Below are 23,453 nucleotides of genomic sequence, written 5' to 3' on the forward strand. Positions count from 1 at the left end.
TGAAAATTGTGATAATCATATATTCGACTGTTATTTTGGGTATATTGGGCCTTGCTTCCGGATTGTTCCTTGCTTTTGCCGCATCAAAATTTGCTGTAAAGGAAGATCCGCGAATTAAACTGGCTGAAGCCGCTCTCCCAGGAATAAATTGTGGTGCTTGTGGATTTCCTGGGTGTTCTGGTTTTGCAAAAGCCTATATTGAGGGAAAGGTCTCAAAGGAAAGCTGTATTCCCGGTAAGCGTTCCGGAGTACCTGCAAAACTCGAAGCAATAACTAAAACACCAGAAGAAAAAATTATAACAATTTGGGAAGAAAGCGGTGGGGATACTGAAAAAGCCCTTCAAAACCTCCTCTCTGCTTCTGGTGCTACTCCGAAGGCTGCTCCGAAGAAACCGATGCGCCCAAGCCCTGAAGAAGCAGCAAAATACAAAGACATGTTGAAAGGCAGCGAGTTGGCCACTCTTATATATGGAGTCTTACCAAATATAGACTGCGGACTATGTGGACATCCCGGATGTGCCGCATTTGCTTTGAAATTAGCTTCAAATGAAGAAAAACCAGAAAAATGTGTTCCCGGAGCGCGTCAGAATGTTCCAGAAAAAGTGGCAAAGATCAAAAAGATGTCCTCCGATGAAATAAAGAAAATACTCGAGGAAACAGCTGGAGATCCAAAGAAGATCAAAGAGAAACTTGGTGGTTAACATTGAAAAGGCTGGCAATTGTCGGTTCAACAGGTTCAATAGGCAAGCAAACCCTTGAGGTTATTAAAAAAATGAGAGATCACAAAGTTGTGGCCCTTTCTTGTGGCCACAACTTTTCTCTCTTCAAAGATCAGTTATTAGACTACAAACCTGAATACGCAGCCGCAATTCGAGACACAGGAGAGTTGAAAAGGGACTTTCCGGAAATAACATTTTTCTCTGGCGTTGAAGGAATCAAAGAGATGCTTGAAGCTGCCAATCCTGATGTGGTGGTTAATAGCGCTTCTGGTGCTGTCGGATTGAGATATAGCCTAAAAGCACTGGAAGTTTCAAAACGCCTTTGCCTAGCAAACAAAGAGTCTTTGGTATGTGGTGGAAAGCTTCTCGTAAAAAGAGCCGCTGAAAAAGGTGTAGAAATAATCCCGGTAGATAGTGAACACAGCGGGATATTTCAATTAATGCACGGCGAAGAAGAAAGGCCTGAAAAGATATTTATCACAGCTTCCGGTGGAGCTTTGAGAGACTATCCGTTGGTAAAAATTGAGAATGCCTTGTTGGAAGAAGTTCTTAAACATCCAACCTGGTCAATGGGAAACCGTATAACAATCGACAGTGCCACAATGGTTAACAAGGGTCTTGAAGTTATAGAAGCTCATTACCTTTTTGACTATGAAGAGAAAAACATTTTGACATACATTTGCAGAAACAGTTTTATTCATGGGGGAGTTATATATAAAGATGGAGTGATAAAAATGCATCTGGGAAAGCCAGATATGAAAATTCCTATTGCCTATGCTCTCAGCTATCCAGCAAGGAAATACCAGGCTGACTACATGGACATTACGGAGATGTCCCTTTCTCTGGAAAAAGTGGATTATAAAAGATACCCCGCCCTTGAATTAGCGAGAGAAATTGTGGGCATACCTTCAAAGCAAATTGCATACAACGCCGCTGACGAAATTGCAGTCAAATATTTTGAAAGAGGGGCGATCAATTTTGGAGGAATTTTCAAGCTGATCAAAAGAGTTGTCGAGCTTATACCAGAAGGAGAGCCTCGAGATTTTGACGAAATCATTGAAATAGACAGATATTCTAGAGAACTTGCAAAAAAGGAGGTCGCAAAACTGTGGTAGCTCTTTACTTTATAGTTATATTTACTGGAATTGTAGTTGCACATGAACTCGGACATTATTTATTCGCCAAACTCTTCCGCGTTAAAGTGCTGGAATTTGCTATAGGCTTTGGTCCAAAGCTTTTCTCAATAAAAGGAAAAGAAACCACTCTTAGTATAAAGCTAATTCCCTTTGGTGGATACGTGAGAATGGCCGGTGAAGATCTTGGAACTCTTGAAGAAGACATCAAGAAAGTACCCAAAGAAAGACTTTTTAACACCAAACCTTCCTGGCAGCGCTTTCTTATTGCCTTTTCAGGGCCTTTGTTTTCTATATTGACAGGATTTATCATCTTCGCAATAGCCGGTGCCATTTGGGGCTTTCCGGAAGTTGTAGTTGAAAGGGTTCAACCTGATTCGCCCGCTTATTATGCTGGAGTTCAAAGTGGTGACAGAATAGTTTCCGTCAATGGAAAAGTGCTCATTGAAAGTTCTGTGCTTTCAAGAAAAATAAAAGCCGGCGAAGAGTTGACAATTACAATCAGCAGAAACGGTAATCTTGTGGAACTCAATGTAAAGCCCCAACTGCTACCCGAAAGCGCTGTGTTTGTGCTGGAAGATGCGAGCGGAAACCCGGGGAATAGATTGCTTAATATAGATAGGGCTCCTGTGAGCAATGGATATAGCACAATAGCTCAAATGTTTCAGGTAGGAGAAATCATTGAATTCTCTTTTGAAAATGGAAATAAAGTGCGCGCTGTGTTGAAAAATCTTTCTATATCCAAGCCTTATTTTGCACTGGGTATTTATTATGCTGCCTTTGAACCTGTGTTTAATTCGGATATAGGCGACTTCAGGGCTGGAGACAGGATAGTACGGGTAAATGATTTTTCAGTAGAAGACGGACTTGATTTTTCTTATCTGGTTCAAAGCATATCAGCGAATCCGTCAACTATGTACTTGTATTTTACAGGTGACACACTTGACAAAGCACTCAAAGGTTTTCCTGAAAACCTTGAAGTTGAAATTCAGAGAAAGGGCAATAATATCACAATGAACATAACCAAAAGTGAATTTATATCTATTCTTGAAAAGCCCAATGCTTTCAAGCAGGGATTCGATTTTTGGTATCCCGGAAACGTATTTGAAGCCTTTTCTCTGGGCGTAAGATGGGCAATGGAACTTCTAAGAACCATGGTTGGAATTATAAGTAATTTATTTACCGGGCAATCTTCTTTAAGCGAGTTCACCGGACCAATTGGTATAGTCAAACTGGTAGGAGATGCTGCAAAAGCCGGTATGAAAATGGTGATTTTATTAGTTGGTCTTATAACCCTCAACCTTGGAGTTGTTAATCTTCTGCCACTTCCCGCGTTAGATGGAGGAAGAATGGTTCTCGCTCTTGTAGAAATGATTATTAGAAGGCGCATTGATCCAAAGATAGAAGCTTACATCCATGCGATAGGCTTCTTTATATTAATTGGTGTGCTTCTTTATATAACTTTTATAGATGTTGGGCGTTTTTTGGGGTAGTTGTTATGAGCAGAATAGTTAAAATTGGAAAGATAAGCATAGGCGGGGGGAATCCCATCGCAATACAATCAATGACAAACACCGACACAAGGGATACAAAAGCAACGTTAGAGCAGATAAATGCCCTTTATAGAGCTGGTTGTGACCTTGTACGGGTTTCAATACCTGATTTTGAGAGCCTTGATGCTTTCGCGGCTATTGTTAAGTGCAGCCCCGTGCCTTTAATAGCGGATATTCATTATGATTACCGTCTTGCAATTGGCGCAATAGAAAAAGGTGCTTCAAAGGTTAGAATTAACCCTGGAAATATAGGGCAATCATGGAAAGTCAGGGAAATAGTGAGTGCCGCTAAAGACTATGGAATTCCTATAAGAGTTGGAGCAAATTCCGGTTCGATTAAGGAGAGCTTCAAAGCCTATGAAACTAAAGCAATAGCTCTTGCGGAAAGTGCTCTTGAAGAAACACATATTCTTGAATCCCTGGGATTTTATGATATAGTCATTTCTGCCAAATCGTCATCGGTAATTGAAACAATTGAAGCAAACAAATACATATCATCCAAAGTAGACTACCCATTGCACATTGGTGTTACAGAAGCGGGGATTTTTGAAACTGCAGTGGTAAAATCTTCTGTAGGCATCGGAACACTCCTTCTCGAGGGAATTGGCGATACTATAAGGGTTTCTATTGCTGGTGATCCTTTAACAGAAGTCAGGATTGCAAAAAAATTATTGAAATCCCTAAATCTCAGAGAAGGAGTTGAAGTCATAGCATGTCCTACCTGTGCGAGAACCGAAATCGATGTGGAATCACTGGCATATGATGTGGAAAATTGGTTGGAGGGACTTGACAAAAATTTAACTGTGGCAGTTATGGGTTGCGTCGTAAACGGTATAGGAGAAGGCAAAGACGCGGACATAGGTATAGCAGGAACTGCTTCCGGAGCGGTGATATTCACAAAAGGAGAAATTGTAAAAAGGGTAAAAAAAGATATCCTTAAAAGAGATTTCTTGAAATTGGTGAAGGAATATTTGAGAAAGAATTAAAGGTGTGATAGCATGAAGATTTCAATAATAGGCGCTGGCAATGTTGGAACATCGATAGCCTTTGCCGCAATGATAAAAGGTTTGGCAGATGAAATTGTGCTGGTTGATGTGAATGAGGAATTAGCTAAAGGTCACGCGATTGATTTGAGCCATGGCAATCCTTATGTTAAGCCTGTAAAAATTTATGGGGGAGGTTACCCTTTATCAGAAGGCTCAAATATAGTAATTATTACGGCGGGTAGAACTCAAAAAACCGGTGAATCACGCCTTCATTTAATAGGCGATAATGCTAAACTGATGAAGCACATAGTACAGGAAACACTTTCCTTTTCAAAAGCACCTCTTTTACTGATCGTTTCAAATCCCGTTGATGTCCTCACCTGGGTTGCCTGGAAAGAATCCGGACTTCCGAAGTATAGAGTTATCGGTTCAGGAACCACTTTAGATACCGCAAGGCTCAGGCAAAATATATCTCGGCATTGTCATCTCGATCCGAGAAGTATACATGCTTATGTTATTGGAGAACATGGAGACAGTGAAATTGTCAGCTGGTCAACGGCGAATATTGGGGGTGTTCTTTTAGGGGAGTTTTGCGATAATTGCGTTAACAATTGTCAGGGAAAAGACGTTCTAAAAAAAATATACGAAGAAACAAAAAATGCCGCATATCAAATCATAAAGAAAAAAGGCTCAACATATTTTGGCATAGGTCTCGCAGTTTCCAAAATATTAGAAGCAGTTATCAATGATTCCCATTCTGTATTAACCGTCTCAACTATCCATGAAGAATTTGAGGGCATTAAAGAAGTTCCCTTCAGTGTCCCTTCAGTCATTGGTAGAAATGGTTTAGAAAGGGTTTTACCTTTGAATCTTTCTTTGGAAGAGCAGGAAGGTCTTAAAAAATCTGCTCTAACTATTAGAAGTGTTATAGATACCATTTCAATTGGGGGTGGATAAAATGAGGGAATCGCTTTTGCTTGTTCTTTATTCCTTTTTTCTGGTGAGTATTTTTGGTTTTGTTGGTGTTCAATATGATCCTGCGGGTTTAATTCTTATTCCTCCTGAAGACAGTTTGAATGCCTCACTTGAATTCAACAAACCAAAGGGAAGCACTTATTACGCCGGGGAAGAGTTGATTGTAAGCTTTAGAGTAAACAAAGATGCATATGTAACTCTACTGGATATTCTTCCAGACGGAAAGGTTCAGGTTTTGTTCCCCAATAAATATGATACAAATAATTTTGTCAAAGCCGATGAACTGTATACCCTTCCGACGACAGATAGCTCTTTGGGATATCGTTTAATAGTGGACAATACCGTTGGAAGGGAAAGCTTTTTGCTCATAGCTTCAGAAGAACCGCTATATTTTCTTGACCCGGTGATAATTCGATTTCACACCGATGCATTTCCGTATTTGATTAACAATGTTTCCGGGATGAAAAACCTGATAATGAATTCTCTTACTAACTCAAACTGGACTGTTGCAAGCTACTACTTCTATGCAAACTATGTACCAGTTACAACAACAACAAACATCATTTCGGACAGGGAAAATACCAGAGTTTATATTGATGGATTATACGCTGGAACGGCACCAATCATGATGCAAGAACTTGAGGTTGGGCAACACAGCTTCTATCTCTTCAATGATAAAAGACTTGCCTGGGGACCGGATTCTCATATGGTAGGATTTGGTGATTTTGAAATTAAGTTCAATTTATTCCCTACATACCCTTATGGTTATCTTGAAGTCTATTCAGAGCCCTCAGGCGCTTCAGTGTATATTGACGGAGAATATTTTGGCACAACACCAATAAAGGATTTTGCAGAAGTTGGAAGCCATAATATTTCCATTTCCAAGTGGAAATACCACAGCGCTTCACAGGATGTTGAAATAATTGAAGGTGAAACCTCGTTTATTAGCTTTGTTCTAAGCCAGAAATCAGAAGAGGAAATTCGAAAAGATATTTACACGCTAATTACTGTTTTTGGCGTTCTTCTGGCAATTGTAGGTTTGGTTCTGATTCTTGCTCAATAAAAAAGAGACGCTTTTTTGCGTCTCTAAGATATATTATACCATAAAAATGGCAATTTGTCAAATCTGTGCGATATAACACAAATTTAACTTATGTGGTGTTTATCTCTTTTTACCTACACAAAAAGTTAGAATTGTGGTGGTTAAAAAATTAGCATAAAATCTCTTCAAAAAGATGGGGGTAGAATTTTGAAGACCAGAGCGACTTTTATGCTTATGCTTGTAGTACTTTTCTGGGGTCTTACTTTCCCGATGCAAAAGGCTATCCTTGGTGATGGGCTCTCACCTGTCTTTTATAATGCCCTTAGATTTGCCATTGCTTCTTTTTTTGTTATCGTTTATGAGAAACTCAGAGGGAAAAATCCCTTCAAATCAATATTCAACATCCAGGGTGTTATTCTTGGATTGTTTTTGACGGGTGGATATCTATTTCAAACATGGGGTCTTGTTCACACAACAGCTTCAAAAAGTGCTTTTATTACGGCTTTGTACGTTGGTTTTGTAGCGGTTTTATCACCTTTGATAGAAAAAAAACTCCCTTCTTTCATGAAAATAGTAGCTTTGCTTATTTCAATAACCGGGCTGTATTTACTGACATCGCCAAAAGGTGGCATTGAATTTGGAGACTTCTTGACCATTTTGTGCTCGGTGTTTTTTGCGCTTCATGTTATTTACATAAGTGTCTTCACCAATGATAATGCTGATGAATTCCAGATGCTCTTACCGCAGTTGCTTATTGTTACATTAGTCAATGGTGCTTTAATTCCCTTCATTCCCGGAAAAGTAATTTTTGATGCCGGAACTTTATTTACAGCAACTTTCACTGCTGTCTTTGCGACAATTTTGGCCGTGGCAATCCAGCTGAGATACCAGAAACACATTGGTTCGGTCGGGGCTTCTCTTGTTTATGTGGGAGAACCGGCTTTCGCTTTGTTATTTGCCATGATTTTCCTTGGAGAAGGTGCATCGCCACGTGAATCGCTTGGGCTAGTATTGATGATACTTGGTATAATCACTGGAAGCTTATCGATATTGCGAAACAAAGGAAGTGTTGTCGAAAATCAATAATTCGAGATTTACTGATACCGAGAATAGCTATTGAAATCAATAGGATGACGATAAGGCACGAAGGCTGCTACGCAGCTATGCGAATTGCAAGCGGTTGTTTGGGTTTAGGGTCAGTTATTAAGAAGGAATATGATAAGGATTTTTTACTCACAACCTACACCCCACAACAGCCAACAAACTGAGTGTCGTTTTCTCCCATTTCTCCCAAGGGTAGGTGAAAATTATGAACAAAAGGAAATTGCTGCTCGTTGAAGATGATCCACACATAAGCCGATTTCTAAAATTGGAACTTGAACATAATGGCTATGAATTGATTATATCAACCGCCGGGGATGAGGCTCTGGATCTGCTCGAAACAGAAGATGTGGACCTTGTCATTTTAGATGTTATGCTTCCGGGTATAGATGGATTTGGTGTATTGAGATATATAAGGGAAGAAATTTCTGAGGAATTGCCTGTAATAATGTTAACTGCTCGTAGCGAAGTCAACGATAGAGTGAAGGGATTAAAAGGAGGGGCAGATGATTACGTAGTTAAGCCTTTTCATATTGAAGAACTATTAGCCAGAATAGAAACGCTTTTAAGGCGACAAAAGAAGACCAGAAAACTCGAATACGATGTCCTGATTATGGATGTAGATAGAAGAGAATTGACCCTTTCGGGCGAAAGCATTGAATTAAGTAAAACAGAATTTGAACTGTTAAGGGTACTTCTTGAAAACAAGGGAATCGTTTTATCAAAGGAAAAGCTCCTGGAACTTGTATGGGGTGCAGAAGACTGGGGAAATCCTAATGTGGTAGAAGTTTATGTGAACTACTTGCGTAAAAAGCTGGGAAAGCATGGAAACTTGATTCACACAGTTAGGGGTGTGGGTTATGTCCTCAAATAAAAGCTCATTTATTTTTTCTCTTTCTACTGTTCTGACATTAAGCTTTATAGTGCTTTTAGTTCTTGTAATAGCTTTCATATCTATTTTTGTTTATCGTGTTTCAACGGCGGTATTTATAAACAATTACTCTAAAGAATTGCTGAATTCTTATCGGGCTTTTTCAAATATGCCACAACGTGGCATTATGGGATCGCCCGGTTTCATGGGCGGATGGCGAAATCAGCAATTGTACGAAAGCTTGTTTATCCAGATAGAAGATACAATTGTTAAGGATAACGATGAGATCGGTCTTCAAGAGTTCGCGAAAGGCCCAAGGATTACCAATGAAGATGGCAGAACCTATTTATTGTACGGGCTGATAGAAAATGGCGAAAAGCTAATAATTGGAACACATATGCTAGAATATGAAGTCTTTTTAAGTGCACTCAAAAAGACTCTTACAATGGGAATTCTTCTGGCCATTTTTTTATCAATGGCATTTGGAATAATTATGGGAAGAAGACTTGCAAAGCCCTTAAAAGAAATCTCATATGCGCTTCAAGACACCATCCTTACAGATTTATCTAAAAGAATAGAAATGAATTCCAGAGTGAAAGAAATCTATGACTTGAAAGAGGCTTTGAACAGGGCGCTGAATAAGATAGAGGGGGCTTATAGGAGGCAGGAGCAATTTTCCTCCGATGTTGCTCACGAAATCCGTTCTCCTTTGACATCTATTGTCGGATTTTCAAGACTAATTAGCCGCTGGGGTATAAAAGACCCCGATATAGTAAGTGAAGCGGCCAAAAACATAACGGAAATCGCCGAAAGCATGATCACACTAACAGAGTCTCTGTTGTTTCTTGCAAAACCCGATTTGAAACCTGAGTTCAGTGCCGTGAATTTGAAGAAAGCTCTTGACGAAGTCCTGAGTCTACTGAGCTTTTCAGAGAACACCGAAATAAAAGTCAGGCTACCAGGTATAATTGTAATGACAGATGAGAAACTCATTCAACTTGTATTCAAAATTTTACTGGAAAACTCAATTAAACATGCACCCGGAAAGCCTATTGAAATTCTTTGGGAAAATGAAACCTCAACTTTGATATTTAAAGATTATGGCCCTGGAATACCCGAAAAAGATAAAGAAAAAATCTTCCAACGTTTTTATAAGGTGGACTCTTCCAGAACTGGTTCGGGTTACGGTCTGGGGCTATCAATACTCAAAAAAATTACAGATGTTCTCGGATTAACGCTTCGAGTTGACACTCCAGAAACCGGGGGCACGATGTTCTTTCTGGGAGGTTGGAATGAAGTTCATTCTATGCGTGGTTGAAACCCTTTTGTTTTGGCTGATTATACCAATAATCTTTATCTTAACTGGTTCTTCACAGTCTGTGCTTATGAGTACTTTGGGATGGATAACAGCATCTTCAGGAATTCTTCTGGCTATCTATTCCTCATTGGTGTTTCTTTTTCATGGTGGTGGAGCTCCTTATCATCTTTACGCCCCTAAAAAACTGGTTATTTCAGGTCCGTACAGATTTTTAAGGCATCCCTTATATTCTGCGTATCTACTTTTTCTCACGGGATTACTCATAGTATTTTGGAGCTATATGGGGCTTGTGCTTTTTACTGCGGTTGGAATTTTCATTATTCTATATACCTTTCTCTTTGAGGAAAGAAAAACAAAGGATAAGTTTAAAGAGTTTGCTGAATATGCAAAAAAAGTACCTGCCTTTATTCCATTGCCAAATAGGAGTATTCCCTTCGATTATTCCCGTTGCGTTCCCTGGCAGTACATTTTTACCAACCTTTTGATGAAAGTTCTCGTCCAGATTATCGTATGGCCCAAAGTAGTTAACAGAAAAGCCCTGAATTCAAAAGGGCCATATGTGCTGGCGATTCTTCATCAAACGCATTATGATGGTCCTCTCATATATTATGCCGTCAATAGGTATTTCAGATTTGTCAGCACTGCGTTGTATTTTGACAGGATTCCATTTATGAGGAAAATCGGAATCATACCGGTAAAAAGATATACAGTAGATTTTATGGCTATGAAGAGAATAATCGAAACAATAAGAAATGGCTTCGATATTGGCATAGCACCTGAAGCAGCTCGCACCTGGGATGGCAAACCAATTTGCATCAGGAGGGAAATCTGGAAGCTCCTCAGAAAACTGAGCATTCCCGTTATTCCCGTGAAGTTCTATGGTATACAGCGCTTGTGGCCAAGATGGTCAAACAGGATTAAGCTGGGAAGGGCCATTGTCGAATTTGGTAACCCCATTTCCCCTAAAGACCAGCGTTTCGAAGAAAAAGTCAAAGAGTTTTTGGCTAAACCCGATCCCAGTTTCGACCTTCCTTATAGGGATTACAGGGACATCGAAAAACTTCTATGGAGATGTCCAGAATGCGGTGCTATTGGCTCCATACGTAGCAAAAAACACACCTTTTATTGCAGCAAATGCGGTAAAAAACACACAAAGCCAACGGTTAACGAGGTTATTGCTTTACATGAAAATATAAAGCTGGATAACATGCCTGTTGAATTCCCCGTTACTGATTGCGTTCTTTTTAAGGGGATTAAGGTTACAGGGACAATATATGAGAATAGAATGGAACTTGGTGATAAAGTGATATACTTTGATGAATTGCGTGCTTCATCTATCGAGAGGAATGAAGAAAATATATTCGGGACTCCCGATGAACTTATAAGATTTATCCCGGAGACTTCTCCACTTATGTGGAAAGAAATTGTTGACTACCAGGTCAGATTTGCCCTTGGAAATGAAAACTTTCATACGTATTATTGGGATATAAATTGCTGAATTATCATTTTCCGCTTTTTAAGAAAAGGAGAAATTGAATAGTCTTAAACAAAATTGTATTGAGCACAGTGTAAAATCCTGCTCTTATCTTGGATCTTGTGGGAAAACTAATAACATTCTGATATTCTTTACAATCTCCATTGTCATTCCAGGATTCGTATTCAAATCCCTTTAAAATCACTGCAGGTGTAAGTTGAGTATTTCCACCCATTACAGCACCTGCAATCGCAGCAACAGCATCCACAGTGACCATGTTTCCACCAAATTTATTGGGTTTGAACAAGTCAGGTCCCGATTCATTGATGGTAATAGGATAAATACCGGAACAACCGATACAAACATCAAGAGCACCGGTTCTATTTAGAACCGATAATGTATCTGTAATTATTACCGCGATTTCTTTGTTGAAAACATTTTTGAAATGATCTTTGATTTTCTTTGCTGAAAGACATGGATTTTCTGGTAAAGGCGCTAAAAATCCATCGGGTATATTTGAACCATCAATTCCCGCATTATCAAAAATAAGCCCCAATCTGGAGGTCATTGGGACATTTATAAAATTCTTTTTCAACATCTCTTGTGTTGCATTAATATTCCTTGAATGCTTTAGATAAAAATTCCGAATGAATCTATCGTTCATTATCTTCCTTAGCGGAACTATACCAAGAACTTTGCCTTCCCTGAAAACCAGTTCAAGCCTTTGAGGATCCATTGAAAATAGCCTTGCAAGAAATTTAATGCGCTTTCTGGGCTTTATTGAGGAAATATCAACCGTATTTCCCTCAAGCAAAGAAACAATTTTGGATGTAACAACCAATATGTCTTTGTTTTCAAGGGTAATGTCATTTTTCTTAAGCTCTTCTGCCAGCCTCTGTTCTAAAGATGAATCACTGGCATCTGAAGGAACAACCGGTTTTGAAAAACGAATGGGTATAATTTTGACCACTTTGATTTTCCTCCCTGGATTGCGAACAATTTAAGCGAACTTCAGAAAGATCATTTTTTGCTTTTCAAGAACAACAACCACTGGAGCAACTTGAACGAAAAAGTTGTAAGTACAGTCAAAAATGCTCCCCGGATCTTTGAGCCAGCTGGATAATAAATAATATTTTCAATAGGTTCTTCATCATCCCAGTATTCATAAGAAAGCCCCCTAATGATTGCAGCTGGTGTCATTTCATCAGTTGCTCCCATTACACTTCCAGCAATGGCTGCGATGGAATCGATGATCAAATCATTCCCCCCTGCAGCTTTTTTACCATAAATATCGACATGAGCTTCGTTCTTAATAATGGGAAATATACCGGAACAACCAATACATATGTCATTTGAGCCAACGCGCCTTGGAGAGTAAAGGGTATCAGTAACAATAACTGCAACTTTTTTGCCCGTTACTTTTTCTATACCAAGTCTTATGCTTCTGGCGGTTTTAGAAGGATCTCTTGGAAGCAACGTCACATATCCATCCGGAGTGTTTGTCGTATCAATACCGGCACTGTCAAAGAGCAAGTTTAGTTTTCTCACCATTGCAAGGTTAGAAAACCTTTCATTAAGAAATTTCAGGCTGGCCTCGGGATCCAATGACAATTTCAATTGCTGATTCAACAATTGTTTGTTCCTGGCTATCATTTTCTGTGGCAAAACAGCAACAATCGGTCCTTCTTGAAAAATTAGCTCAAGAATAATAGGATCAAATTTAAACAATCTGGCAAGCACTTTAACCCTTTTTCTTGGTTTTATCGCAGATCGCTTTATGGTTCTATTCTCAAACAAAGATAATACCTTTGAAGTAACCACAATAATATCCCCATCATTTAATTTCATTCCGTTTTTTCCAATTTCAGAGAGCAGGAGATCCTCAAAGTTACCTTTTTCCTTTATTCCGGGAAGAACGGGTTCTGAAAAGCGAACTGGATGTATTTGCACCACAGATAACCACCTCCGGAGAATAATACACAAGATTTTATCATGAAAGCACAGATGGTTGTTTATTGGGTGGTTGAAAGAAAGAATGAACCCGTGTTAAAATATTTACAGCGAGGCGACGTAGCCAAGGGGTCAAAGGCGGAGGTCTGCAAAATCTCTACTCGAGGGTTCAAATCCCTCCGTCGCCTCCATTTTTTTAACAATATATAATCAGGAGAAGGCCGTAATGGGGCTTTTTCTTTTTTATACTGATCTGAAATAAGTCCGGGAAGAGTGTGTTAAGGCAAACGGGTGAATTCAAATGAAGGGAATTTTTTTAACAGGAGATAAAGGTATAGGCAAGAGCAGTATTGTAAAAAAGCTCATGCGTTTTTTCCGAGTTGTGGCTTTTTGACTTTTTTCGATCCTTCAAGAAATGAGTTGTTTCTAAAAATAATCAATGGTCAAAGCTTTTTAATTGCTAAAAGGAATGCAAAGGGAAAAATGGAACCGATGAAAGCAGGCTTCGATTCAGCCGCTCAAAAACTGGCGGAAATCAGTCCGAATGACAAATTACTTATAATAGATGAGCTCGGTTTTCTCGAACTTTGCTGTGAAAAATTTCAGAAGGAAGTTAAAAACCTCCTCCTGAAATCACGAACATTTTTATGTGTCATCCAGCAGGGGAAGAATGAATTTACCAAATCACTGTTTGATATAGAAGATACGACGTTAATTACAGTTACAAAAGCCAATAGAAATCATCTGGTAAATTGGCTTATAGAAAAAATCGGAAATTCATAGCAATTTCCCTATTTTATAAAAATTCCGATAGTCGCAAGCACTCCAATAAGTAACAATGAAATCATATAAATCCTCATCTGAGAACTTATACTGTCTATATCTTTGCTCAATCTGTTGAGTTCAGAGGTATTAGTCTTCACCGTATCCTTCATTTCAGAAAGGTTTGCCTCTTTTAGCTCTGATTCAAGTTTTTCAATTTTTTCTTCGTGGCTGTTGATCACCAGTGAAATCCCGTTTATGTTTTCTTCAATGGTTTTTACAGCGGTTTCTATTTCGTCCAGCTTCATTGAAAGTTCTGATAAATGCTTATCAACTTCATTTACTCTCAAATCATATTTTTCCAGAAATCTGGTGAAATTTTCTTCCATTTCTTGAGCAACCCGCAAACTGAGTTCAGCCTTATTTGAGAACTCTGAGAAATGTTTTTCCATGGCCTCAAGGTCTAAAGCAATTTTATTGAGCTCGGTAACAAGTGGTATTTTGGACTCGTCTGTATAGTCCAGCAGCTTATTGATCATCACAGCCATTTCAAAACGTGTAACGGGCGTAATGCCTTCAAATTTTTCTGCATCATCATAAACTGCTGTAAATATCCCGCTATTAACCGCTCTTTGAATAGCAGCGTAATAAGGATTATCAGCAGAAATATCTGTGTAAAAAGCAAAGCCAATCCCAGCAACTGCTAAAACGATCAGTAAAATCAGATTCTTTTTCACTGTGATCCCCCCTTAAAAATCTCGATTCTATTATACATCTTTGGATATTATGTTCAAAAATGAGAACTAAACATGATTGCAATTCTGAAGGGAATTCTTTGCTTGACATTTCCGGCATTCTATCATATAATTTAGCTGATTTTGGGAGGTCGTCTAATGGTAGGACAGTGGACTCTGGATCCACCGGTGGAGGTTCGAGTCCTCCCCTCCCAGCCAGAAGAGGGCAAAAGCCCTCTTTTATTTTGTGCGCGCAACTGAAAATATCTTCAAATCTTCAACACCCGCTGATTCCAGAAGCTTAGCACAACTTCTAATTGTTGAGCCCGTAGTAATAACATCATCGAAGAGGATAACTTTTTTGGGCAGGTTTTTTATCCTGAGCGAAAATTTCCCTTCCGCAGCAGCTTTTCGTTCTTCCTTTGTAAGTGAAGCTTGAGGAAGCACTGATTTGGCGACGGTGATAGCATTTATTACTCTGTAATTTGCCATTCTTCGGAGCTTTCGGAGCACAAGGCTGTTAGTATCAAAACCTCTTTCCCTGAGTGCTTGTATAGTAGTCGGTACACTTATGATGGCATAGTCTCTGCCTGCACCTGGCAAGCTTTGGTCAAGAAGATTCAATAGCCATCCTGCAATGAGTTTTGAAAGACGCCAGCGTTTGCCGAATTTGTAGGCTCTTATCACATCGCTTACTGGTGGTTCATACCACCAGTAGCTTCTAACTGGAAGGCCATCCACTGAAAGCTCATAGGGGATGGGACCCTTTATCAGGCATTTGCATGAATCGCATAAAAACTCGCTGACAGCGATTCTATTTCCACAACTAAGACATGCATTTGGGAAAAAACAACCTGCTAATTCAATGAGTTTCACAGCCATCTTTCCCTCTTCAATCTTCTCAAAGCAGCTATTATTTTCCTTCCTGGTGCTATTTCAACAGCCATTTCAGGGGGTAAAGAACCCAACAATTTACGGGAATATGCGCGCCTTGCATCAATAATTCTCCTGTCAAATACTATAACAACACCCCTGTCATCTTTCGTCCTTAGCAACCTACCAAGCCCCTGCCTGAATGCCGTAATCATTTTAGGATAATAATATTTGTTGAGTCCTTCCATAAAATTTCTTGGTCCAAAGTGTTTTACCCTTGCATTGATTAAAGGATCATCCGGACGGTCGAAAGGCAATTTAAATAGGATTAGAAGCTTCAGGTGTTCTCCCGGAAGGTCTATGCCTTCCCAGAAAGTCCTAACGCCAAATATCACAGAGTTTTTTGAACCAAGGTGTTCTTCAATTATCGCAGTTGGGCTATCTAAAGGCTTTTGCATTTTCAGATCGAGATCTTTAAGATCTTCAGCGAGTTTTTCATAAACGTATTTCATATCACTATAAGAAGTAAAAAGCACCATTGAACCGCCTTTGACTATGGAAAGTGCCGTTTTAATAAGTCCGGAAGCTTTATCCAGATACGTACGGTCTCCAGGAGAATATTCGTTCATATCTTTCACTACAAAAAATTTTAACTGCTGCGAATAGTCAAAGGAAGTTCCAAGCCTTACTGCATGAAAATCATCAGGCAATCCAAGAATACGTCTTGCATAATTAAAGCCATCACTGCCTTTGCTGTGCACCCAGAGTGTTGCTGAAATAAAGATTTTTATCGGCACATTTGGAAAGGTCTTTTCCATTAATCTATCGCTTTCCACAGGAGATGAGAGTATTGTAAGGTAGGTCCCGCCATTCTTTGGCTCCCTTCTCGTAAAGAACACTCTTTTTTCCGGAGTTTCTTCCAGGAAGCCTTCTACATTTTGCTGGAAATCATCAATTGACGTCAAAGATACTTTTAGCTCATTTTCAAGCATGTGAAGCTTTTTCAGGGGTTTCTCTTCGGAATTTTCCTCAATCATTTTTGATACTTGCGCAAAAATACTCTTAAAGTTTTTCAACAAAGCGTTTAGTTCAGCCAAGATATCCATAAACCCTTTAAGGGGCGTTCCCTGTATCTTAGAGCTTTCACCAGCGTTGCCACTGCTAAAAAGTGCCACAATTTGTTTCAGATTTTCTTCAACTTTGCTGGTGAGTTCTTTTGAACGTTTCCAGATTTTCTCGAGGAAAGCTCTATCATAATGGTCCCTCAGTTGCACCAGAGAACTTTTAAGAACCTGCATCAAAGATCTTAGAAGTTGGGCATTTTCATATGGAGTAATTCTAAAGCTCATGGCTTCTGTAATAGAATTTTCAAGCTCATGTGCTTCGTCAATAACTAATAATTCAAAATTAGGTATAAGAATTCCCGGCACTTCTTTTTCTAAGGATTCACCATCTTTAATTCTAATAGCAGCTTCACTGAATAAAAGGGCATGATTGGTAATAACAAGGTCAGCGTTTGATGCATTTTCACGTGCAGTGAAGTACGGGCACCTCTCGAAAAAAGGGCATATTTGCTTGTTGCAACTGTATTTATCAGCACCTATTTCCCTTCTGAGTTGCGAAGGCAGGAGGATTTCGTCCAGATCTCCCGTTTCAGTTAAAATCGACCAGATAACAATTCCAAGCAAAGTTTTAGAAATATCACTATCAAAATTAGATGATGCTTCAAGGAGTTCTATAAATTTCCTCGGGCATAGGTAGCGTTCGCGTCCTTTCAAAACGCTGGTTGAAAGAGTTTGCAATCCCGGTAGCTGTTTCAGTACAGGTATATCCTTTCTGAGAAGCTGATCTTGAAGGGTGCGAGTTTTAGTTGAAATCACAGTGTGCTTTCCCGTTCCCACGCTGTAATAAGCTACTGGTACAAGGTATGCAAGGGACTTCCCGGTGCCCGTTCCCGCCTCAATCATAAGCCCTTGCCTTTCTTTAATGTTTTCCGCTATCTCCATGGCGGTATACAGTTGCTCTTGCCTGAACTCGAACCCATCGAAAATGTCTTCCAGAAGCCCTCCCTCGCTGAATGTCATTCTTACATTCTTAATCAGGTCAATATCAGGTTCGCTTTCACTTCTTTCATCAGCTGAAAGCTTTATCAAGCCTCTCAAAAGCAGATCCTCCCAGGCTTTTTCATTGTCACTTTCTTTCAGAAAAAATGCGATAAATTCTTTAAGAACACTGTCATTTGGTTTTTTTAAAAAGATCTCCAACAAAGGTTCAAGGGTTCCCGGGAGCATTCTAAGACGTCTGCCGTAAGAAACTATCCGCTTTTCCGGCTCGTCAAATGTGGTTATATGAAGGAAATTCATCAAGAAGGATTCATCAACAAATAACTCCTGATAAGGGAAATATTGCTTGCTTTTTTCATCTGCTGGAAAAAGTGGGGGGGATTTGTTGCTTTTCAAAAAATCCACAAAAGCATCGAGCTCCATGATTACGGGTGCTCCCTCACCATCATATGGGGTAAGCTTTATTTTTAATATACCCTTTGACTTGAAAATCTTCGCAATGAAAGGCTTCAGGGTTCTCAGAAGATCACCGCCTGATATCTTAAAAAAAAAACCGGGTTAAACCCGGTCGCTGGTGCCGAGGGCGGGACTTGAACCCGCACGGACTATGCGCCCACATGGCCCTCAACCATGCGTGTCTGCCAATTCCACCACCTCGGCGTCCTCATAAATTATAACCTGACCGGTAATTCTTGTCAATATGCATTACAGGAAAAGAGCACTTTTTTCAGTGATTATAAGCAGTAAAACAAGGTGTTGAGAATTTCAATAAATCATTTCATATCCGTGATTGGCAAGTTCATCTTTTATGGTTTCTCTATCCACCAGAGCATCTTCATATTCCAGTTCAACAACACCGAATTTACCCATCGGGTCAACTCTGACAATTCCCGAAAGAGAATTCAGGATTTTTTTCACCTTTTTCTCATCTTCTTCTGTTTTTAGATTTCTAACTTGAAAGATCTTAACAACACGAGCCATTCTATTTACCTCCTAAAACTTGACCTTCTGTTATCAGTCTGCCTGCTTTTGCCTGCCAGGGACTAATTTTCTTTTTTCCGGGAAATTGTATTCCCGATATCTTCAAAACCCCTTTCTGGCATTTGACAATCATATACTTTTTTCCAATGGATATTATTTCACCCGGTATGCCGTCTGGAGTTTCATTTTGAAATAATGCGTCATATAATTTTATCATTTTCTCGCCTAATTTGACTCTCACACCCGGCTCTGGGTCATAAGCCCTGATTTTGTTATATATTCTACAGGCGTCATCAAAATCCGTGATAATTGTATCTTCCTTGGTTATTTTAGGAGCATAAGTAGCAAGTTCATGGTTTTGGGGAACCAATGCGATTTTTCCTCTATACAAATTCACCATGAACTCTGTCAGCATATGACAACCTAACTGGCATAGCTTTTCGCTCAATGTACCGAGATTGTCTTCGGGGAAGATTTCAACTTCCCTTACCATTGCTATTGGCCCGCTATCCATACCTTCATCTATCTGGAATATTGTTATACCGGTTTTCGACTCTCCAGCTTCAAGAGCCCTTTGTATTGGAGCAGCTCCCCTATACTTTGGCAGAAGGGAAGCATGAACGTTGTAACACCCCAAAGGAGGAAGTGTTATGACATTTTTTTTGAGGAGCTTCCCGTAAGCTACGGTAATTATGACATCTGGTGAAAGAGAACTTAGAGCTTCAAAGCCTTCGCCTTTATTTACACTCTTAGGTTGAAAAACAGGAATTCCAAACTCCCTGGCAACAAGCTTCACCGGAGTTGGTTCGAGTTTCCTTCCTCTTCCTTTTTCTTTATCCGGCTGTGAAAAAACCCCGACAATATTCCACGAATCTTCTAATAGGGTTTTAAGATGCATCGCTGCAAATTCTGGCGTACCCATGAATACAATCCTCATCTGGCCAATTTCCCCTTTATAATATTATTCAGCTTTGGCCTTAATAAAGCTTTTTTGGCTGGCGAAAGATAGTCAACAAAAAGAACCCCCTCAAGGTGGTCATATTCATGCTGAACAATTCTTCCAGCATATCCTTCAAAGACTTCCTCATTCACTTCACCCTTTACATCCTGAAAGCGCATTTTTACCCAGGAAGGCCTTGTGATATTGGCGTATATGCCCGGAATGCTCAAACATCCTTCTTCCATAGTGACTTCTTCAGTTCCTTTCTCAATTATCTCCGGGTTGATTATAACCCTTGGACCTGAACCATCATCGAAAACAAAAAGCCTTTTTGAAACAGCGACCTGAGGAGCAGCGAGTCCAACACCATCTTCTTCGTACATCGTCTTTGTTAGCTCTTCAACAAAAGCTCCTAATTCTTCATCAAATTTTTCAACAGGTTTTGAAACTTCCCTCAAAATGGGATTGCCTATGTAAATAATCTGCATATCATCATCCTCTCAGATCTTTTTTTATCTTCTCCATGAAATCAAAATTCGTCATGAATGCGTATATGGGAGTTATAGAGATATACCCTGCTCTCACAGCTGCGTAATCTGAATCTTCTCCGGGGTCATCTTCCACGACTTCCCCAAACATCCAATAATAATTATTTCCATAAGGATCTTTTCGCTTTTCAAAATAATCTCTAAACCTTCTTCTGCTCTGCCTTGTCACTTTCCACCCCTTCACGTCTACAGGATCCAGTGATGGAACATTCACGTTCAGCGCAGTAAATTCAGGAATATTTTTAATATCAAATCTTTTCAGAAATTCCACTACAAAAAGCGCTGCCGTTTCATATTTTGGATTGTTCCACTCAGCCAGGGATATAGCCATGGATGGTTTTTCCATAATCGCTCCTTCAAGAGCACCCGACACTGTGCCTGAATAGAGAATATCCGTTCCGAGGTTTGGCCCTCTATTTATCCCGCTAATGACAAGATCAATTTCCACATTTGATATTGCGAGCAATCCCAGTTTAACACAATCAGCGGGTGTACCGTTTATCGCATACCCTATTTCTTTATTGCCCACTCTCACTTCTTTCGCCCAAAGGGGTGTTCTTATAGTTATTGCATGTCCGGTAGCGCTTCTCTCAACATCCGGAGCAACTACCAGAACCTCGTGTTCTTTTGATAGTTCCTCAGCAAGTATGTTTATCCCGGGAGCCATTATGCCATCGTCATTCGTCAATAGAATATTCAAATTCATTCCCTCCTCTTTATATAATTTTACACCAGTTTTTTCTTTGTGATTTGCAAAATATGCATTAGTGGTATGATAAAAGAAAAAGGAGGAGGTCAAATGCCTTACAGGGGATATATCGATAGGGTGATAAAACTCTTCCCGGAAACAGCAGAGGTTTACGAAATTGTTAAAGCCGAAATGTCGAAATACCCGGGGGCAAGCCATGATTTATCACATGTTGAAAGGGTCATGGCAAATTGCTGGAAAATTTATACTGAAGAAAAAGCAGGAGATCTAAAAACTATTTCTCTTGCAGTTTTGCTTCATGATTCAAAACGCCATGAGGAGGAAAATTCTGGAGAAGACCACGCTCTTTCAGGAGCGGAATTTGCACGAACCCTTCTCTTGAATAGAGGCTTTCCAATAGAAACTGTTGAAACAGTCTATGACAGCATAATCTGCCACAGTTACTCAAATCACAAAGTACCTCGATTTATTGAGGGAAAAATTTTACAGGATGCTGACAGGCTCGATACGATAGGGGCAATAGCTATTGCCCGCCTTTTTAACCACAACAATGGAATCAAGCGCCCTCTCTATTCTCCGGAGATAAAACCCAAGAAAACATACGATGGGATTTCTCTGACTTATCTAAATCACATTTTTGAAAAGATTTTAAAAATCACCCCGGACAGCTTTTGGACAGAAACCGCACAGAAAATGGCCAGAGAGCGTTATCAATTCACCCTTGAGTTTACAAGAAAGTTTTTGAGAGAATGGTATGCTCTGGATTGACTAATAAAGCCAGGAATATTTTCTTTCTGCCTCCAATCTATTCCCCTGAGAGACAGGATAATCAAAGAAAAGCTTTTCTTTGCCAGTATCAAAAGATGGTTTTATCCCGAACATATGATTCCATGTATTTATGTATATTACCGGTCTACCATTGATAAAATCCATCTCATCAGCGGTGAATTTTGCTGATCCATGTAAATCTTTGGTGTCCTTGAATTTGTGGTTCGCCGAAAAAACCCCAGGAAATTCAACCCCTTTTACAGTACCATCAGGATACAAATTCAGGTAAAAAGTCTCTATGTCTTCCACGCGGCCGTATTTGAAATATCTGTATACATCGTACGCTATATTCACGAGAAAGCAAGGAAAATCTTCATCTCTAAAAACGACGGTTATTGATAGCTTCAATTCGTCATTCTGCTTCTCATAAAAGACTTCAACGATTCCGTTTTTCAGGTCAAAATCCGGCGATGAAAATACAGGCAGCGGTATCTTATCGTTAGCAACACCAAGGATTGCTATGAATATCATTAACGAGATTACCAATCTCTTCACTTCAATCCCCCTCTCACGGTCTTATTTCAAAATCATCAAAAGGCATATAAGGGAGCTCTTCTTTATCCACTTCTCTTACATCGGCATACATAGGACCTCTTGAAACCACCGTAACAAAATCTTCCAGCCTTTCTTCTGGACCCGAGGCATATATTTCCACTTTCCCATCAGCAGTATTTCTCACGTAACCTTTAATACCAAGCTTTCTTGCTCTTCTGAATGTGAAATATCTAAAACCGACTCCCTGAACTAAACCGGAAATGAGCAAATGGTATGTTTTCATTCCTAACCCTCCAGGCAAAAACTTCTAAAGTCCCAGATCCTCACCTACCAATATCACAAGATATCTATCCCTATGTGCACTGCTGTCATTCAGGATAACGTAGGTTTCGCAAATCCTCTGATTTGACCTACAATCCATACATATTCCGGTAGCAGTACAGGGTGTGTGAAGATTCAGTCTTCTGGCATTCATGGGAGAGATGTATTTGATTCTCTCTCTGGCTGCTTCAAGGTCTGAAACAACTTTATTGATACCGGCTATTATAATCACTTTTTCAGGGCCGTAAATCATGGGGGCTACCCTGGTCCCATGTCCATCCATCTGCACAATTTCACCGCGAACTGTAATTGCGTTGGCGCTGCATAAAAAATAATCCGCACCAAAAGATTCGAGCAATACTCTTTTTCTTTCTTCCGCATCTTTGGTTGTGTATCTATCGATAAAATTATAATTGCCTTTTCTCAAGAAATCGAGAACACCGGTTTCAGTAAGGGTAAGTGAACCCCCAACAGCTATTGAGGAACCAGCAGGCAGGAGTTCTTCCAGAAGCGGAACAACTTCGTTTCTGCTTTCAACATAATGGCCATCAATACCATGCTTTGCGAAGTTTTCAAGTACAACTTCCGCAAGTTTCCTGTACTTCCATTTGTAGAGTTCTTCCCTCATAGTCATCCCTCCGGTGATTCAATTTGTTCAGACTGATTCCAGCATTTTGCTGAATTTCAAGGCAAGGTCTAGATTTCCAGAAACTTTCAATTTCCCGGTCATAAAAGCTGTTATCGGGCTCCTGGTTCCTTCAAGTAAAGCAGTTAATGTGCTTTCGTCTGTCTCAATTTTGCAATCGGCATCTCTTAACTTTTCCCGGGATAATTTCAGCTTGCCATTGGAAACCTCAACCGAAAGGTATACAGGAGAATCCGCAGTGTTGACAGCAATCAGAAATTTCCCGTTGAAGTCACCAAAAGAATTTCCTTCCAGCCTTTCTTCCATGCTTCTGATTATCTCTTCTAACGCCAAAACGATCCCCTCCTTTTTGTTATTAGTCTAACATCACATTTGCTATTTTCAAAAAGTGAAAAATCACCTTCTATGTTAAAATCGATATAACCCTGAAT

25 protein-coding genes and 3 tRNA genes are annotated in these 23,453 nt (G+C 39.7%); 14 read left to right on the forward strand and 14 right to left on the reverse strand.

Features of this window, described 5'->3' with window-relative positions:
- Positions 1-8: 8 nt before the first annotated feature.
- The 10 genes from AT15_RS04245 (at position 9) to AT15_RS04290 (ending at position 11,196) form a co-directional block, all read left to right on the forward strand.
- On the forward strand, positions 9-701 hold the full coding sequence (locus AT15_RS04245) for a (Fe-S)-binding protein (RefSeq protein WP_068346702.1): 693 nt from the start codon (positions 9-11) through the stop codon (positions 699-701).
- A gap of 2 nt (positions 702-703) precedes the next feature.
- The gene (gene dxr, locus AT15_RS04250; protein ID WP_068346704.1) at positions 704-1,834 is read left to right on the forward strand and encodes a 1-deoxy-D-xylulose-5-phosphate reductoisomerase; all 1,131 of its coding nucleotides are present in this window, start codon (positions 704-706) and stop codon (positions 1,832-1,834) included.
- A complete protein-coding gene (locus AT15_RS04255) occupies positions 1,828-3,345 on the forward strand; it encodes a M50 family metallopeptidase (RefSeq protein WP_068346706.1) in 1,518 nt (505 codons plus the stop codon). Before dxr ends, AT15_RS04255 begins: the two co-directional genes overlap by 7 nt.
- 5 nt (positions 3,346-3,350) lie before the next feature.
- On the forward strand, positions 3,351-4,391 hold the full coding sequence (ispG, locus tag AT15_RS04260; protein WP_068346708.1) for a flavodoxin-dependent (E)-4-hydroxy-3-methylbut-2-enyl-diphosphate synthase: 1,041 nt from the start codon (positions 3,351-3,353) through the stop codon (positions 4,389-4,391).
- Between the two features lie 12 nt (positions 4,392-4,403).
- The gene (locus AT15_RS04265; RefSeq protein WP_068346710.1) at positions 4,404-5,348 is read left to right on the forward strand and encodes an L-lactate dehydrogenase; all 945 of its coding nucleotides are present in this window, start codon (positions 4,404-4,406) and stop codon (positions 5,346-5,348) included.
- 1 nt (position 5,349) lies between these two features.
- Positions 5,350-6,429, forward strand: a complete 1,080-nt coding sequence (locus AT15_RS04270) for a DUF4384 domain-containing protein (RefSeq protein ID WP_068346712.1) — start codon at positions 5,350-5,352, stop codon at positions 6,427-6,429.
- 186 nt (positions 6,430-6,615) lie between these two features.
- Positions 6,616-7,494: a DMT family transporter gene (locus AT15_RS04275; RefSeq protein ID WP_235598504.1), complete on the forward strand. Its 879-nt coding sequence runs from the start codon at positions 6,616-6,618 to the stop codon at positions 7,492-7,494.
- Positions 7,495-7,717: 223 nt separating this feature from the next.
- Positions 7,718-8,383: a response regulator transcription factor gene (locus AT15_RS04280; RefSeq protein WP_068346714.1), complete on the forward strand. Its 666-nt coding sequence runs from the start codon at positions 7,718-7,720 to the stop codon at positions 8,381-8,383.
- A complete protein-coding gene (locus AT15_RS04285; RefSeq protein WP_068346717.1) occupies positions 8,370-9,698 on the forward strand; it encodes a HAMP domain-containing sensor histidine kinase in 1,329 nt (442 codons plus the stop codon). The genes AT15_RS04280 and AT15_RS04285 overlap by 14 nt, the downstream gene beginning before the upstream one ends.
- On the forward strand, positions 9,673-11,196 hold the full coding sequence (locus AT15_RS04290; protein WP_068346719.1) for a 1-acyl-sn-glycerol-3-phosphate acyltransferase: 1,524 nt from the start codon (positions 9,673-9,675) through the stop codon (positions 11,194-11,196). The genes AT15_RS04285 and AT15_RS04290 overlap by 26 nt, the downstream gene beginning before the upstream one ends.
- 4 nt (positions 11,197-11,200) lie before the next feature.
- Here the strand turns inward: AT15_RS04290 and AT15_RS04295 are convergent, their stop codons facing one another.
- Together AT15_RS04295 and AT15_RS04300 are read right to left on the reverse strand one after the other, a co-directional pair.
- Positions 11,201-12,142 (reverse strand): coenzyme F420-0:L-glutamate ligase, encoded by a 942-nt coding sequence (locus tag AT15_RS04295; RefSeq protein WP_068346721.1) that lies wholly within the window; start codon positions 12,140-12,142, stop codon positions 11,201-11,203.
- Between the two features lie 50 nt (positions 12,143-12,192).
- Positions 12,193-13,125, reverse strand: coding sequence for a coenzyme F420-0:L-glutamate ligase (locus AT15_RS04300; RefSeq protein ID WP_068346723.1), 933 nt, complete (start codon positions 13,123-13,125; stop codon positions 12,193-12,195).
- Between the two features lie 111 nt (positions 13,126-13,236).
- Between AT15_RS04300 and AT15_RS04305 the strand changes: the two genes are divergently transcribed.
- Positions 13,237-13,313 (forward strand) — tRNA-Cys (locus AT15_RS04305).
- A gap of 199 nt (positions 13,314-13,512) precedes the next feature.
- Entirely contained in the window at positions 13,513-13,905 is a 393-nt protein-coding gene (locus tag AT15_RS04310) for a nucleoside-triphosphatase (RefSeq protein ID WP_068346725.1), read from the forward strand.
- Between the two features lie 8 nt (positions 13,906-13,913).
- On the opposite strand, the gene AT15_RS04315 is transcribed toward AT15_RS04310, so the two are convergent.
- Positions 13,914-14,621, reverse strand: coding sequence for a hypothetical protein (locus AT15_RS04315; protein WP_068346726.1), 708 nt, complete (start codon positions 14,619-14,621; stop codon positions 13,914-13,916).
- Positions 14,622-14,763: 142 nt separating this feature from the next.
- Here AT15_RS04315 and AT15_RS04320 point away from each other — a divergent pair.
- A tRNA-Gln gene (locus AT15_RS04320) sits at positions 14,764-14,837 on the forward strand.
- A 21-nt stretch (positions 14,838-14,858) separates the two neighbouring features.
- On the opposite strand, the gene AT15_RS04325 is transcribed toward AT15_RS04320, so the two are convergent.
- The 7 genes from AT15_RS04325 to surE form a co-directional block, all read right to left on the reverse strand.
- Positions 14,859-15,500: a ComF family protein gene (locus tag AT15_RS04325; protein ID WP_068346728.1), complete on the reverse strand. Its 642-nt coding sequence runs from the start codon at positions 15,498-15,500 to the stop codon at positions 14,859-14,861.
- The gene (locus AT15_RS04330; RefSeq protein ID WP_068346730.1) at positions 15,491-17,977 is read right to left on the reverse strand and encodes an ATP-dependent DNA helicase; all 2,487 of its coding nucleotides are present in this window, start codon (positions 17,975-17,977) and stop codon (positions 15,491-15,493) included. The genes AT15_RS04325 and AT15_RS04330 overlap by 10 nt, the downstream gene beginning before the upstream one ends.
- 149 nt (positions 17,978-18,126) lie before the next feature.
- Positions 18,127-18,214, reverse strand: a tRNA-Leu gene (locus AT15_RS04335).
- Positions 18,215-18,319: 105 nt separating this feature from the next.
- The gene (locus AT15_RS04340; protein WP_068346732.1) at positions 18,320-18,535 is read right to left on the reverse strand and encodes a hypothetical protein; all 216 of its coding nucleotides are present in this window, start codon (positions 18,533-18,535) and stop codon (positions 18,320-18,322) included.
- A gap of 1 nt (position 18,536) precedes the next feature.
- Positions 18,537-19,472 carry a methionyl-tRNA formyltransferase gene (gene fmt / locus AT15_RS04345; protein ID WP_068346734.1) on the reverse strand — a complete coding sequence of 312 codons (936 nt, stop codon included), beginning with the start codon at positions 19,470-19,472 and terminating at the stop codon, positions 18,537-18,539.
- A complete protein-coding gene (gene def, locus AT15_RS04350; RefSeq protein ID WP_068346736.1) occupies positions 19,469-19,963 on the reverse strand; it encodes a peptide deformylase in 495 nt (164 codons plus the stop codon). The genes fmt and def overlap by 4 nt, the downstream gene beginning before the upstream one ends.
- Positions 19,964-19,967: 4 nt before the next feature.
- Positions 19,968-20,723, reverse strand: a complete 756-nt coding sequence (gene surE, locus AT15_RS04355) for a 5'/3'-nucleotidase SurE (RefSeq protein ID WP_068346738.1) — start codon at positions 20,721-20,723, stop codon at positions 19,968-19,970.
- A 99-nt stretch (positions 20,724-20,822) separates the two neighbouring features.
- Here surE and AT15_RS04360 point away from each other — a divergent pair, with 99 nt between their 5' ends.
- Positions 20,823-21,500, forward strand: coding sequence for an HD domain-containing protein (locus tag AT15_RS04360; protein ID WP_068346741.1), 678 nt, complete (start codon positions 20,823-20,825; stop codon positions 21,498-21,500).
- Here AT15_RS04360 and AT15_RS04365 read toward each other — a convergent pair whose 3' ends face one another.
- The 4 genes from AT15_RS04365 to AT15_RS04380 are packed head-to-tail and all read right to left on the reverse strand — an operon-like array spanning position 21,501 to position 23,355.
- Positions 21,501-22,055 (reverse strand): hypothetical protein, encoded by a 555-nt coding sequence (locus tag AT15_RS04365; protein ID WP_068346743.1) that lies wholly within the window; start codon positions 22,053-22,055, stop codon positions 21,501-21,503.
- A 13-nt stretch (positions 22,056-22,068) separates the two neighbouring features.
- Positions 22,069-22,338, reverse strand: a complete 270-nt coding sequence (locus AT15_RS04370; protein WP_068346745.1) for an acylphosphatase — start codon at positions 22,336-22,338, stop codon at positions 22,069-22,071.
- A 24-nt stretch (positions 22,339-22,362) separates the two neighbouring features.
- Positions 22,363-23,004 carry a lactate utilization protein gene (locus AT15_RS04375; RefSeq protein WP_084251479.1) on the reverse strand — a complete coding sequence of 214 codons (642 nt, stop codon included), beginning with the start codon at positions 23,002-23,004 and terminating at the stop codon, positions 22,363-22,365.
- 27 nt (positions 23,005-23,031) lie between these two features.
- Complete coding sequence (locus tag AT15_RS04380) at positions 23,032-23,355, reverse strand: SCP2 sterol-binding domain-containing protein (RefSeq protein WP_068346748.1); 324 nt, start codon at positions 23,353-23,355, stop codon at positions 23,032-23,034.
- Between the last annotated feature and the right edge of the window lie 98 nt (positions 23,356-23,453).

The sequence above is a fragment of the Kosmotoga arenicorallina S304 genome (assembly GCF_001636545.1).
Lineage (GTDB): Bacteria > Thermotogota > Thermotogae > Petrotogales > Kosmotogaceae > Kosmotoga_B > Kosmotoga_B arenicorallina.

Excerpts from the sequence above, each read along its gene's own strand:
- ispG (WP_068346708.1), top strand. The coding sequence starts at position 3,351 with ATGAGCAGAATAGTTAAAATTGGAAAGATAAGCATAGGCGGGGGGAAT.
- AT15_RS04265 (WP_068346710.1), top strand. The coding sequence starts at position 4,404 with ATGAAGATTTCAATAATAGGCGCTGGCAATGTTGGAACATCGATAGCC.
- AT15_RS04270 (WP_068346712.1), top strand. The coding sequence starts at position 5,350 with ATGAGGGAATCGCTTTTGCTTGTTCTTTATTCCTTTTTTCTGGTGAGT.
- AT15_RS04280 (WP_068346714.1), top strand. The coding sequence starts at position 7,718 with ATGAACAAAAGGAAATTGCTGCTCGTTGAAGATGATCCACACATAAGC.
- AT15_RS04285 (WP_068346717.1), top strand. The coding sequence starts at position 8,370 with ATGTCCTCAAATAAAAGCTCATTTATTTTTTCTCTTTCTACTGTTCTG.
- AT15_RS04290 (WP_068346719.1), top strand. The coding sequence starts at position 9,673 with ATGAAGTTCATTCTATGCGTGGTTGAAACCCTTTTGTTTTGGCTGATT.
- AT15_RS04325 (WP_068346728.1), bottom strand. The coding sequence starts at position 15,500 with ATGGCTGTGAAACTCATTGAATTAGCAGGTTGTTTTTTCCCAAATGCA.
- AT15_RS04330 (WP_068346730.1), bottom strand. The coding sequence starts at position 17,977 with ATGGAGCTCGATGCTTTTGTGGATTTTTTGAAAAGCAACAAATCCCCC.
- AT15_RS04340 (WP_068346732.1), bottom strand. The coding sequence starts at position 18,535 with ATGGCTCGTGTTGTTAAGATCTTTCAAGTTAGAAATCTAAAAACAGAA.
- fmt (WP_068346734.1), bottom strand. The coding sequence starts at position 19,472 with ATGAGGATTGTATTCATGGGTACGCCAGAATTTGCAGCGATGCATCTT.
- def (WP_068346736.1), bottom strand. The coding sequence starts at position 19,963 with ATGCAGATTATTTACATAGGCAATCCCATTTTGAGGGAAGTTTCAAAA.
- AT15_RS04360 (WP_068346741.1), top strand. The coding sequence starts at position 20,823 with ATGCCTTACAGGGGATATATCGATAGGGTGATAAAACTCTTCCCGGAA.
- AT15_RS04370 (WP_068346745.1), bottom strand. The coding sequence starts at position 22,338 with ATGAAAACATACCATTTGCTCATTTCCGGTTTAGTTCAGGGAGTCGGT.
- AT15_RS04375 (WP_084251479.1), bottom strand. The coding sequence starts at position 23,004 with ATGAGGGAAGAACTCTACAAATGGAAGTACAGGAAACTTGCGGAAGTT.